This window comes from Janibacter indicus (assembly GCF_900176385.1).
Taxonomy (GTDB): domain Bacteria; phylum Actinomycetota; class Actinomycetes; order Actinomycetales; family Dermatophilaceae; genus Janibacter; species Janibacter indicus.
The window spans coordinates 1-12224 of record NZ_FWXN01000003.1 but is presented as its reverse complement, the minus strand read 5'-3'; the positions used below and the strand labels follow the sequence as shown (position 1 = coordinate 12224).

General features: G+C 72.3%; 13 protein-coding genes and 2 pseudogenes. 6 read left to right on the top strand and 9 right to left on the bottom strand.

The genetic code is table 11. The features are described 5' to 3' along the window. Positions 1–18: 18 nt before the first annotated feature. From B9B60_RS03620 to rsmI, 4 genes are read right to left on the bottom strand one after another with little or no spacing between them, the layout of a single operon-like run. Positions 19–795, bottom strand: coding sequence for a cytochrome c biogenesis CcdA family protein (locus tag B9B60_RS03620; RefSeq protein ID WP_084449924.1), 777 nt, complete (start codon positions 793–795; stop codon positions 19–21). Beyond that, positions 792–1382: a TlpA disulfide reductase family protein gene (locus tag B9B60_RS03615; protein ID WP_159451147.1), complete on the bottom strand. Its 591-nt coding sequence runs from the start codon at positions 1380–1382 to the stop codon at positions 792–794. Before B9B60_RS03615 ends, B9B60_RS03620 begins: the two co-directional genes overlap by 4 nt. 7 nt (positions 1383–1389) lie before the next feature. Continuing rightward, on the bottom strand, positions 1390–2157 hold the full coding sequence (locus B9B60_RS03610) for a histidine phosphatase family protein (RefSeq protein WP_223277738.1): 768 nt from the start codon (positions 2155–2157) through the stop codon (positions 1390–1392). A gap of 18 nt (positions 2158–2175) precedes the next feature. Further along, positions 2176–3012: a 16S rRNA (cytidine(1402)-2'-O)-methyltransferase gene (rsmI, locus tag B9B60_RS03605; RefSeq protein WP_084449922.1), complete on the bottom strand. Its 837-nt coding sequence runs from the start codon at positions 3010–3012 to the stop codon at positions 2176–2178. A gap of 28 nt (positions 3013–3040) precedes the next feature. On the opposite strand from rsmI, the gene B9B60_RS03600 reads away from it, so the two are divergent. The 5 genes from B9B60_RS03600 (at position 3041) to B9B60_RS03580 (ending at position 8375) form a co-directional block, all read left to right on the top strand. Next, positions 3041–4588, top strand: coding sequence for a dolichyl-phosphate-mannose--protein mannosyltransferase (locus B9B60_RS03600; protein ID WP_084449921.1), 1548 nt, complete (start codon positions 3041–3043; stop codon positions 4586–4588). Between the two features lie 84 nt (positions 4589–4672). Continuing rightward, positions 4673–6193, top strand: a complete 1521-nt coding sequence (locus B9B60_RS03595; protein WP_084449920.1) for a TM0106 family RecB-like putative nuclease — start codon at positions 4673–4675, stop codon at positions 6191–6193. Between the two features lie 27 nt (positions 6194–6220). Further along, positions 6221–7018, top strand: a complete 798-nt coding sequence (locus B9B60_RS03590) for a DUF3152 domain-containing protein (RefSeq protein ID WP_159451146.1) — start codon at positions 6221–6223, stop codon at positions 7016–7018. A 30-nt stretch (positions 7019–7048) separates the two neighbouring features. Continuing rightward, on the top strand, positions 7049–7615 hold the full coding sequence (locus B9B60_RS03585) for a hypothetical protein (protein WP_084449918.1): 567 nt from the start codon (positions 7049–7051) through the stop codon (positions 7613–7615). 58 nt (positions 7616–7673) lie between these two features. Continuing rightward, positions 7674–8375, top strand: a complete 702-nt coding sequence (locus B9B60_RS03580) for a YcnI family copper-binding membrane protein (protein ID WP_084449917.1) — start codon at positions 7674–7676, stop codon at positions 8373–8375. 24 nt (positions 8376–8399) lie between these two features. On the opposite strand, the gene B9B60_RS03575 is transcribed toward B9B60_RS03580, so the two are convergent. The 4 genes and pseudogenes from B9B60_RS03575 to B9B60_RS17830 all read right to left on the bottom strand — a co-directional run. Further along, entirely contained in the window at positions 8400–8987 is a 588-nt protein-coding gene (locus tag B9B60_RS03575; RefSeq protein WP_084449916.1) for a dihydrofolate reductase family protein, read from the bottom strand. Between the two features lie 31 nt (positions 8988–9018). Next, positions 9019–9528, bottom strand: a complete 510-nt coding sequence (locus B9B60_RS03570) for a DUF1990 family protein (RefSeq protein ID WP_234993722.1) — start codon at positions 9526–9528, stop codon at positions 9019–9021. A 561-nt stretch (positions 9529–10089) separates the two neighbouring features. Continuing rightward, positions 10090–10554 (bottom strand): hypothetical protein, encoded by a 465-nt coding sequence (locus tag B9B60_RS03565; protein WP_234993721.1) that lies wholly within the window; start codon positions 10552–10554, stop codon positions 10090–10092. Positions 10555–10674: 120 nt separating this feature from the next. Further along, positions 10675–10734, bottom strand: a pseudogene (locus B9B60_RS17830) (hypothetical protein); the annotation flags it as partial. 537 nt (positions 10735–11271) lie between these two features. Between B9B60_RS17830 and B9B60_RS03560 the strand changes: the two are divergent. Then, positions 11272–12096 (top strand): replication initiator, encoded by an 825-nt coding sequence (locus B9B60_RS03560; protein ID WP_084449913.1) that lies wholly within the window; start codon positions 11272–11274, stop codon positions 12094–12096. Here B9B60_RS03560 and B9B60_RS16790 read toward each other — a convergent pair. Continuing rightward, a pseudogene (locus B9B60_RS16790) lies at positions 12097–12224 on the bottom strand (IS3-like element IS1206 family transposase); the annotation flags it as partial.

The window sequence follows — 12224 nt, the reverse complement described above, 5'->3', positions numbered from 1 at the left end:
TGTCGGGCCGGTCCGCGCTCACAGGATGACCTCCGTGTCGCTGATGAGATGGATCTGCAGCCACTGGGTCATCGCGTCCCAGCCGCCGGTGAGCAGGAGCAGGCCGACGGTGATGAGCAGCACCGCTCCGGCGATCTGGATGGCCCGCTGGCGACGGCGCAGCCACGCCGAGACCGGCGCCCAGCGTTCGTAGGCCGCAGCGATGAGCAGGAAGGGCAGGCCCAGACCGAGGCAGTAGGCGACGGCGAGAACCACCGCGCGGGTCGTGGACGCGTCACCGGTGAGGTTGAGCGCGAGGACGGCGCCGAGGGTCGGCCCCATGCACGGCGCCCAGCCCAGACCGAAGACCGCGCCGAGCAGGGGCGCCCCGGCCAGCCCGGTCGCCGGCTTGACGGGCAGGCGCAGGGTGCGCTGCGAGCCGGCGCCGAGGAAGACCAAGGCCATGAGGATGACGAGCACGCCGCCGAGGCGCATGAGCAGCTCGCGGTGCTCGACGAGCGCCCGTCCGGCGGTCGCGACGAACATCGACGCGAGGACGAAGACCGCACTGAAGCCGAGGATGAAGAGCAGGGTCCCCAGGACCATCCGGCCGCGGCTGCGCTTCTCGAGCGCGACATCGGACAGGCCGGTGACGTAGCCGAGGTAGCCGGGCACGAGCGGCAGCACGCACGGGGTGGCGAAGGAGACGAGGCCGGCGAGCGCCGCGACGAGCACGGCGAGGGGCAGCGCCCCGTCGGCCACCTGGTCGCTCAGTCCGCTGGCGAGCGCCGGGAGCGAGGTGTATGCCGTAATCATCCCTTTTCGGCCAGGGTGTCCTCGACGAGCCCGACGAGCGTCGAGGTGGTCACGGGCCCGAGGACGACGGCCGCGATGCGGCCCTCACGGTCGAGCACGGCGGTGGACGGCGTGGCGGTCATCTTGCCCTGCATGGCCAGGGCGCTCTGGCCGGACTTGTCGTAGACGGAGGGCCAGGTGAAGCCCCACTCCTGCGCCTGCGCCCGGCCGGTCTCCTTGGAGGACTCGCGGAAGTTGATCCCGACGAACTCGACGTCCTCCCCCTTCGTCTCCTGCTGGGCCTCGACGAGGTGCGGCGCCTCCGTGGCGCACGGACCGCACCAGCTCGCCCAGCTGTTGACGACGACGACCTTGCCGCGCTCGTCGGCGCTGTCCCAGGTCTTGCCGTCGATGGTCTCGCCGGACAGCTCCACGGGCTCGGCCCGGTCGGCCTCGGCGACGAGGTGGGCGCCGCCGTCGCCATTGCGGTAGCCGAGCTCCTTGGCGGCCTTGGACGAGGCGGACTCACCGCAGGCGGCGAGGCCCCCGGTGATGGCCAGGGCGCTCGCGGCCGCGACGAGGGTGCGGGTCAGGCGGTGCATCTGCATGAAGGGGTCAGGCTCCAGGGATCTTCGCGGCGTGCGCATAGAGGTGGGCGGCGGGCTCGCTGTACGCGACATCGGTGATCTCGTCGCCGATGAAGGTCACCGAGGTGAGGGAGGCGAGGTTGCACTCGCGCTTGCGCGGGTCGTGCCAGAGGTTGCGCTGCTCGAGGACGCTGCGGATGGTCCAGATCGGTAGCTGGTGGCTGACGATCAGGACCTCGCGGCCCCGCCCGTGGTCGCGGGCGTCCTCAATGGCGGCGGTCATCCGCTTGCCGATGGCGCGGTAGGACTCGCCCCATGTCGGCTTCGTCGGGTCACGCAGCCACCACCAGCGGCGAGGGTCGAGGAGGAGCCGCTTGCGGAAGCGCCGCCCTTCGAACTTGTTGCCCGCCTCGATGACCCGCGGGTCGACGACCGCGGTCAGGCCATGGCGCTCGAGCGTCGGGGCCGCGGTCTCGGCGGTGCGCACGAGCGGGCTGTGGACGACGAGCGCGAGGTCGGCGTCGGCGAGGTGGTCGGCGACGACCCGGGCCATCTCGTGCCCGAGGTCGGACAGGTGGTAGCCCGGCAGCCGGCCGTAGAGGATCTTGTCGGGGTTGTACACCTCGCCATGGCGCAGCAGGTGGACGACGGTGCGCTCGGTCCCGGGGTGGACGCCGTGCTCGGCGTGGGCCTCACGGGCGCCGGCGGCGGCCTCTCTCGTGGCCTCCGCGGCGACGGCGGAGGACTCCTCGTCGAAGGGCAGGTCGGTGCCGGAGTCGGGCATCGGCTCGGTCATGCCGCGGATTGTGCCATCTCAGTCTGAGTGCTCCTTGCGGTGGGCCAGCACCGCGTCGTAGAGCGCCTTCTTGCCGTGGCCGGTCGAGGTGGCCACGGCCGCGCACACGTCCTTGAGCCGGGAGCCTCGGTCGTGGCGGGCGAGGACCTCGGCGACGGCGTCCTCGACGGACACCGAGGTGTCCGGGGCGCCCCCGACGACGATCGTGATCTCGCCCTTCACTCCCTCGGCAGCCCATTCCGCGAGCTCGGCCAGGGTGCCGCGCCGCACCTCCTCGTAGGTCTTCGTCAACTCGCGGCAGACCGCCGCCTCCCGGTCCTCGCCGAGCACCTCGGCCATGACCTCGAGCGACACGGCGATGCGGTGCGGCGCCTCGAAGAAGACCATCGTGCGTCGCTCCTGCGCGATCTCGGTGAGCAGCCGGGTGCGCTCGCCGGCCTTGCGCGGCAGGAAGCCCTCGAAGGTGAAGCGGTCGACCGGCAGCCCGGAGACCGCCAGGGCCATGAGCACCGCGCTCGGCCCCGGCACGCAGGTGACGACCTCGTCGGCGTCGATGCAGGCCCGCACGAAGCGGTAACCGGGGTCGGACACCGAGGGCATCCCCGCGTCGGTGACGAGGACGACCCGCTCCCCCGCGACGACCGACTCGAGCAGCTCGGCGGTCTTCGTCGCCTCGTTGTGCTCGTGGTAGCTCACGACGCGCTCGGGCAGGTCGACGCCGAGCTCGCCGGCCAGGCGTCGCAACCGGCGGGTGTCCTCGGCCGCGACGACGTCGGCCCCGGCGAGCTCCTCACGCAGCCGCGGGCTGGCGTCGCGGGGGTCTCCGATGGGTGTGGCGGCGAGCACGAGAGGCATGGCCCCATCCTCGCCTACGATGACGGCCATGGACCGGGGGGAGCAGTTGCGCGCGCGTCTGCTCGGCTTCCGTCCCACCGACGCCCTGTGGGGCTGGGCCGGTCCGCTGCTCTTCGCCGCGATCGGCGGCATCCTGCGCTTCTGGGCCCTCGGCCGACCCCACCAGCTGGTCTTCGACGAGACCTACTACGTCAAGCAGGGCGTCTCGATGCTCGAGTACGGCGTCGAGATGCGGTGGAAGGGCGAAGGGGAGAAGGTCGACCCGCTCTTCACCACCGGCAACCTCGACGTCTTCAAGTCCACCGAGGGCGACATGGTCGTCCACCCGCCGGTCGGCAAGTGGATCATCGCCGGCGGCGAATGGCTCTTCGGCCCGACGTCGAGCTTCGGCTGGCGCTTCGCCGTCGCGCTCCTCGGCACGCTCTCGATCCTCATGGTCGGCCGGATCGCCCGCCGGATGTTCGGGTCGAGCTGGCTCGGGGCGATCGCGGCCTTCCTCATGGCCTTCGAGGGGCACCACTTCGTCCACTCACGCACCGGCCTGCTCGACATCATCGTCATGTTCTTCGCGCTCGCGGCCTTCGGCGCCCTGCTGATCGACCGGGACTGGTCGCGCGAGCGCCTCGCCGCCCGGGCCGCGGCACGCGGGGTCCGCGGTGCCGGCGCGATGCTGTGGTGGCGCCCGTGGCGGCTCGTCGCGGCGCTCTCCCTCGGCCTGGCCTGCGGCACGAAGTGGTCCGGCCTGTACTTCTTCGCCGCCTTCGGCCTGATGACCGTCTTCTGGGACCTGGGTGCCCGCCGCGCCGCCGGCACCCGGCACTGGGCCCTCACCGGCCTTTTCAAGGACGGCGTCTGGGCCTTCGTCACGATGACCGCCGTCGTCCTGGGCACCTACCTCGCCTCGTGGACCGGGTGGTTCGCCACGAAGACCGGCTACAACCGCACCTGGGCCGTGGAGCACCCCGGCGAGGGCGTCCAGTGGCTGCCGCCCGCCCTTCGCTCGTTGTGGCAGTACCACGTGCAGGCCTACGAGTTCCACGACGGGCTGACCTCGCCGCACACCTACCAGTCCAACCCGTGGTCGTGGATGATCCAGTCGCGGCCGACGTCCTTCTTCTACGAGAACAAGGCGATGGGCGTCGACGGCTGCGAGGTCGACAAGTGCTCCAAGGCGATCACCTCGCTCGGCTCGGTGTCGATCTGGTGGCTCGCGACCGCCGCCCTGTTCTTCCTCGTGTGGCACTGGGCGATGCGGCGCGACTGGCGCGCCGGGGCGATCCTCGCCGGCTTCGTCGGGGGCTGGCTGCCGTGGTTCTTCCTGCAGCACCGCACGATCTTCACCTTCTACACGATCTCCTTCGAGCCCTGGGTGATCCTCGCGGTCGTCTTCATGCTCGGTCTGGCCCTCGGCCCGCCGGGCGCCGACGCCCGCCGACGCCGCCTCGGTCACCTCGTCATCGGCGCCTACCTGCTGCTCGTCCTGGCCAACTTCGCCTTCTACTGGCCGGTCTGGACCGCGCAGGTCATCCCCTACGACCACTGGCGCTGGCGCATGTGGTTCCCGAGCTGGGTGTGAGCCCGGGAGGTCTCGAGGGTCGACCGCCGGCGGCCTCCCACCTCGACCAACGGGGTGTCGGCGGCGCCTCGTACCCTCGAGGCCATGGACCTGCCCCTCGTCGACGACCGGCCGCAGCCCGCGGTGCTCACCGCGGGTGACCTGCGCCGAGGTCGTGAGTGCGAGTTCGGCCTCCTCGTCGACCTCGACGTGCGGCTCGGCCGACGCGAGGCCCTCCCGGTCGAGGTCGACCCCGTGCGCGAGCGCTTCGGCGACCTCGGCCGCGACTACGAGCAGGAGGTCACCGACGAGCTGACCGCCGCGACCGGTGACGGCGTCGTCGACGCCGCGCGGCTGTCGCCGGAGCAGCTCCTGCCGCTCCTGCGCGATCCCTCGGTGCGGCTCATCCACCAGGCCCCGGTCGCCGGCGAGCGCTTCCGCGGCCGTGCCGACCACCTGCTCCGACACGACGACGAGACCTGGGTCGTCGCCGAGACCAAGCTCGCCCGCAGCGCCCGGCCCCACGCCCTCCTCCAAGTGGCCGCCTACGCCGAGGCGCTCGCCTCCTCCGGGGTGACGGTCGCCCCCTTCGTCCGGCTGATCCTCGGTGACGGGAGCATCGTCGACACCCCGCGCGAGGAACTCGCCGAGCCGCTGGGCGAGCTGCGCGACCGGCTGCTCGAGGTCATCGACACGCACACCGGCGAGTCCGGCCCGGCCCGGTGGGAGGACCCGCGGTGGCGGACCTGCCTCTTCTGCGACGCCTGCCGGGCCGAGCTGGCTGTCCGAGAGGACGTCGGGCTCGTCGGCGGCGTGCGCGCCACGACCCGGGCGCGACTGCTCGAGGCGGGCGTCACGACGATGACCGCCCTCGCCGAGCGCACCGAGCCCATCGAGGGCATCGACGACGACCAGCTCGCCGTCCTGCGCAGCCAGGCGGGGCTGCAGCTCACCGAGCCGACTCCCGAGACACCGCTGCCCTACGAGGTCTTCGCCCCCGAGGTGCTCGCCGAGCTGCCGGCGCCGAGCGACGGCGACGTCTTCTTCGACTTCGAGGGCGACCCGATGTGGCGGGGCTCGACGCCGACCGACACCGGGCTGGAGTACCTCTTCGGGTCGCTCACGGCGAGCGAGGAGTTCGTCGCCTTCTGGGCCCACGACCGGGAGCAGGAGCGGGCCGCCCTCGTCTGCTTCGTCGACTGGCTGCGCCACCGGCTCGGGCGCTGGCCCGACCTGCACGTTTACCACTACTCCGGCTACGAGCGAGCAGCCTTGTCCCGCATGGCCGCTCGCCACGGCGTCTACGAGGCCGAGGTGGCCCAGATCCTCGACGACGGCGTCTTCGTCGACCTCTACGCGGCGGTCAAGTCCGCCGTGCGCGTCGGCAGCCGCTCCTACTCGATCAAGCGGCTCGAGCCGCTCTACATGGGTGACGACCTGCGCGACGCCGACGGCGTCACCGCGGGCGGCGACTCGATCATCGAGTACCAGCGCTACCGCGAGGCGATCGCCGCGGGCGACGAGGCCGAGGCCGCCGCCCGCCTCGAGGACCTGCGCCAGTACAACGAGTACGACTGCCTGTCGACGCTGCGGCTGCGCGATTGGCTGCTCGCGCACGCGGGTTGACCACCGGGGCGGCCTACCCTGATGGACGTGTCCCACCTTCGATCCCGGGCCCCGGCGGGCGCCGCCCAGGCACGACGCCGACAGCTCGCGGCCGCCGGCCTGGCGCTGCTCGTCGTGGTCGCCCTCGTCGTCGGGCTGCGCTCGGCCTACGGCGCGCCCGACCGGGACGACCCCGGCGCCGGGGCAGCCGTCACCACGGCCACCTCCTCCGAGCCGTCCCCCACGTCGTCGAGCCCGACGTCCGCCTCCCCGACCCTGCCGGAGTACCGCTCGACGGGCCGCTACACCCGCATGCAGACCGGGACCCCGGTGCACGGCCGGTCCGGGCGGGTGGTGACCTATCGCGTCGAGGTCGAGCAGGGCGCCGGGGTGACCACGCGCGAGTTCGGCCGGGTCATCGACCAGGCCCTCTCCCACGAGCGGGGGTGGACGGGTGACGGCCGGTGGCGCTTCCAGCGGGTCGCGCGGGCCCAGCCGGAACTGACGATCCGGCTCGCGACCCCCGCGACCGTCGACAAGCAGTGCGAGGCGGCCGGAGCCGCCACCGACGGCTACACCTCTTGCCGCGCAGGGCAGTTCATCGTGCTCAACCTCGACCGCTGGTTCCTCGGGGTGCCGCACGTCGACGACCTCTCGCTCTACCGCACCTATCTCGTCAACCACGAGGTCGGGCACGGGCTCGGCCTGGGCCACGAGCGGTGCCCGGGCAAGCGCTGGCGGGCACCGGTCATGCTCCAGCAGACGCTCGGTCTGCAGGGTTGCACGGCCAACCCCTGGCCGTTCGACGCAGACGGCGACATGATCAGCGGACCCCCTGCTGCCTAGGATCAGCACGTAACCGAGCCGAGCAGGGGTGTGCTGCGGCCGGCGCGCACCCTCGCGTGGACGCTCGCGGCCGGTGGGCTGTCGACCGGCGCCCACCTCGCTGCCGGCGGCGGGCTTCCTTCGACCGGCGGGATCGTGCTCGTCATCGGGGTGCTCCTGTGGAGCGGCCTGCTCCTCACCCGCTGGCGGCTCGGCCGCGTGGCGCTGGCCGCCACGCTCGGCGGGGCCCAGGTGGTCCTGCACACCCTGCTCTCCGCCGGCCACCACGCCCCAACGTGCGCCGTCGGTGGTGGTCACCACGAGATGGTCGTCGGGTGCGCCGGCGGGGCCGAGGTGTCCCACACGAGCCCGGCGATGGTCCTGGCGCACACCGTCGCCGCACTGCTGCTGGCCCTGCTCCTCGCCCGTGGCGAGGAGGCGGTCTGGTTCCTCGCCGGCCTGCTGCGACCGGTCCTCCCCCGGCCGGCCCGGCGAGTCGTCGTCCCCGTGCGGGCCGCGGCCCCGGCCGCCGTGGACCGGCCGCGACCGGCTCCCTTCGTCCTCGGTGGGGCGGGGCGGCGCGGTCCGCCGGTGCGGCCCGCTCCCACGCCTGCCTGACCCGTCCCTCGCCGTGAGGGCGCGGGCGGGCCCCGCACACCTCACCGAAGGACAACTCATGAACCGCACCACCCTGCGCTCCGGCGCTGCCCTGACCCTCGCCCTCGCCGCCACCGCCGCGACGGCACTGCCCGCCGCCGCCCACGTGCGCGTCATCCCCGAGGCGACGGCCTCCGGCGGCTACGCGGCGCTGACCTTCCGCGTGCCCAACGAGTCGGACACCGCGTCAACGACCAAGCTCGTCGTCACCCTCCCCCAGGACCGGCCGCTCGCGACCGTCTCCATCCGCCCGGTCCCGGGCTGGACGGCGAGGGTCACGACGGCGAAGCTCCCCGAGAAGGTCACCGCCAACGACCTCACGCTCACCGAGGCGCCGCGGACGGTCACGTGGACCGCCGACTCCGAGTCGGCCGGCATCGCGCCGGGCGAGTACGCGGAGTTCGCGATCAGCGCCGGCCCGCTGCCCACTCCCGGCCAGCTCGTCCTCCCGGCGAAGCAGACCTACTCCGACGGCGAGGTCGCCGACTGGTCGGACGTCACCGAGGAGGGCGGTGAGGAGCCGGAGCACCCGGCCCCGAGCTTCGAGGTCACGGCCGCCGAGGAGGGCGGCCACCACGCCACCACCGAGGACGACCTGAGCGAGGTCGAAGGGAGCCAGCCGGCCTCCGCCGACACCCTCGCCCGGGTGCTCGGCGGGCTGGCGCTCGTCGTGGCCCTCGTGGGCGCGGGCGTTGCCGTGGCAGGGCGACGCCGGGCCTGACCCGCCCCGGTGCGGCCCCGGCGCTCAGGCACCGGGCCGCACCACCCGGTAGCGCGACGCCACGACGCCGTTGCCGAAGGTGCGGCTGGAGACGTGCTCGAGGTCGATCCGGTCCAACCCCTCGGGCCAGTAGGGGCGACCGCCCCCGACGACGACCGGCAGGACGAAGGGGCGGTACTCGTCAACGAGGTCGGCGGCCGCGGCCGCCGCGGCGAGCTCTGCGCCACCGAGGGCGATCTCCCCTTCGTCGGACTCGGCACGCAGGGCCGCGATCTCCTCGGCCAGGCCACGGGTCGCCAGCCGGGTGTTGGTGCCGGTCACCTCGGTGAGCGTGCGGGAGAAGACGACCTTGGGCACCGCCCGCCACATCTGCGCCCACTCGACGGTGGAGTAGTCGGACTCGGGCTCCTGGTCGGCGGTCTCCCAGTAGGACATCGTCTCGTGCAGCCGGCGGCCGAGCAGGTGCACGCCGACCCCGCGCAGCTCGTCGGTGTGGGCGGCGAAGACCTCTTCGTCCGGCTCCGACCAGTCGAAGCCACCGTCCGGCCCGACGATGTAGCCGTCGAGCGAGATGTTCATCGAGTAGGTGACGAGGCGGCGCGTGGGTGCCATGGACCGACGCTACTGGCGAAGGGGGAGCCCGTCACCCCGCGTCGCCGGCGAGCGCCGACAGGTAGCGGCCGGTGATCCGCCACTGCACCAGGCGGCCGACCGGCCCGGAGAGGCGTGCCAACCGTGACGCCGGACGGGAGACGGCGGTGATGGTGAGGGTGACGTCGCCCGTCGTCCCCAGCTCCACGACGAAGGCCTCCTCACCGCTCTCGGGGTGCCGGGGGAGGGTGCAGTAGGCGAAGCCGCGACGGGTGGGCTCGTCGACCACGTCCACGATCCGCACCGGCGCACGCAGGCCCAGCCGCCCCACGCCCAAGCGCAGCTCCGCGACCGCTCCGGGCGCGACCCGCTCGTGCGATGCCATCACCGCGATCCCGGCTCGACGGTGCATCTGCCACGTCATCAGGGCGTCTACAGCACGCTCGAAGTCCGCCAGCCCCGATCCGACCCGACGGCTGCGGCGCAGCTCGTCGAACCCGTGCGGGACCACGCCCGTGCGGATGCAGCCGACGGGGGCGTAGGTGAAGGAGGGCTCGTCCACGCTCGCCATGCTGGCACGCGGGCACGGCGAAGGCCCCCGGCGCGACGCCGGGGGCCTTCGGTGGTGGAGCTGAGGGGATTCGAACCCCTGACCTTCTCATTGCGAAGGCGCGCGGCGGTCTCGTCGCCCCGGGAATCCGCCACTCGCAGAAGTGCATACGTGCCATCGACGCCTCGGTTCGCAGCGCCGGGGGGCACCAGGGGGGCACGGAGAGCCGCCGTCCCGATAGCGGAGCAGAGCCGGCCGGAGCGGGTGCGGGGCAAGCGGCCAGGAGGCTCGGTCAGGTGTGGTGCGCAGGCGCGGAGCGCGTCCCTGTTGCGGTGACGGCGGGCCGCTTGAGCCGTGGCCGTGGAGGTCGGATGGTGTAGCGGCGGGTCGGCGGTTCATCGGTGAGGGCACTCGGTGTGGGGAGTACCGGGTGTCCTTGCTCGTGTTCGGCCGGCGGCGAAGGGCGCGCAGGTGGGGGTGCGCGTAGGGCGAGGCACGAGCCCGGAGCGCGGGGGTCCCCACCGGAGCGGCCGAAGCCGGCCGGCCGGGTGCGGGCCGAAGGCCCGCCTTGAGTCAGTAGAGAAAGTCCTCACGATCAACAGGCTTGACGATCTCCACCTGGTCAAGGGGCCCGGTGAAGTTTCCCGGGTGTTGCAGTTGGGATCGCGCCTGGTCTGCGTTCATGGCGTCCGAGTGCTCGGCGATCTCGGCCGCGAGGTCGAGCCGCTCAGGGTTGCTGACCAAGACATGCCACTGGACCTCAACAGAGCGGTCATTCGCCATCGGCGTCAGTGCCTCGTATGGCAGGCGACGGGAGGCAGCAGCGGCGGACCTGACGCGGGCACGCCCGTCCTGCGCGAGGGTCTGAAGGACGTCAACGGGCACCGCATCGTTCAGCGCGACGCTGGCCCTGACCAGGGGATGGGGGTCATTCGCCAGACGTCGGAGAACTCCTTCATCGGTAGCCGCCTCCGCTAGCCGCTCTCTGACCGAGTGGGCGGGGTCCTCCAGGATCTGCTCAACCTGTGCCGTGCTCACGTCGTCACGTTGTGCCGCGAGACCTCGAACATCGGGGTCCGTGCACGACAAGGCAATTCGGCACGCTTCTAGGCTCGGGTTCTCCGCCACCGCAAACCGGACTTGCCATCGGTCATCTTCGACGAGCCGCGCTAGGACGTCCGGCGGCGTTGAAGGGTTCTCCGCCGCCGCGGTCCGCACCTTCGGAGATCGGTCATGGGCTGCGTCGACCAGCGCATCCACGCTGGCACTCGGGTCCCCCGCAGCTAGGGCGCGATCATTGACTGACGGCACGGTCCCCTCCTCAACACAAGCGTTCGGCACGTGGCGAACTCAGGGCAGCACAGAGACGGCTGCGCGGGTCACGTGGATGGCCAGATCGTCACCGAAGAGTCAGGGTTTGGTCAAGGATCGCCGCGAAAGATGCGCCAGCCGTTTGCGGGCGGCAACGTTGATAGCGCGGATCGACATTCACACACACGGGATATTTCCCTTGGGGGTCGGCTCCCCAACCTCGGGCCCAGTGCGCTCGCATGACAGATGGCCGTTACACACACTCGACTGATCCGCGCGTGCACCCGCCCCCATGCGGCCGGTGCGTCCGGCGTTGAGCGGCCTTGCGGCGCCGGAAGATTCCGCTACTCGTCCTGCCGCACTTCCCACAGTCCGGGTGTGCCGCGTGAACCCAAGGCCAGCACCACCGTTCACGCGGCACACCCTTCTGGTTGGGAGGGGACCGTGCACACCGACACCACACCCGCCCCTGCCGGCCCGGACCGCTTCCCCGGCTTCAGCGAAGACGCCCCGCTCGACGTGCCGGCTCTGACCCGCGCCGACACCCCCGAGCTGCTCTCCTGCCGCATCGCCGACGGCACCATGGACGCCTTTTTCGACGCCCTGGCCAGCACCGGCAACTGCGCCCACCCCATCCGCCTGGCCGGCTCCACGACCACGGTCGAGACCACCACCGGGCAAGTCCTCTCCACCTTCGACACCCGCGACCTGCCCTTCGGCGTCCTGCACCGCCCCTGCGGCAACCGCCGCGCCTCGGCCTGCCCCGCCTGCTCCCGCGTCTACGCCAGAGACACCTACGCCCTGATCCACGCCGGCATCAACGGCGGCAAGACCGTCCCCGCACACGTGCGGGACAACCCCCTGCTCTTCGTCACCCTCACCGCCCCCTCCTTCGGGCCCGTCCACGGGCACCGCCACGGTCGCGCCTGCCGCCCACGCCGCCGCGACGACCAGACGAGGTGCCCCCACGGACGACCCAGCTGGTGCGGGATCGTCCACGACGAAGACGACCACGCCAACGGGGCCCCACTGTGCTCCGACTGCCACGACACCGCCTCGGCCGTGATGTGGCAATGGCACGCCCCCGAGCTGTGGCGACGCTTCACCATCGCGCTGCGCCGCAGCATCGCCCACCACCTGCACGTCCCAGAGGCCAGCCTGAGCGAGCACGCATCCGTGCAGTACGCCAAGGTCGCCGAGTACCAGACCCGCGGCCTGATCCACTTCCACGCCCGGGCCCTACCCCCGGTTCTTGGACACAGGGTGTGATTACGCGGCGGTCGGCAGCGTAGCGGCCCGGCGGGCCTCGTAGGTGGACGGGGACAGGTAGCCGCACCAAGTGTGACGGCGGCGGGTGTTGTAGCGGACGAGCCACCTGAAGACCTGCCGGCGGCAGG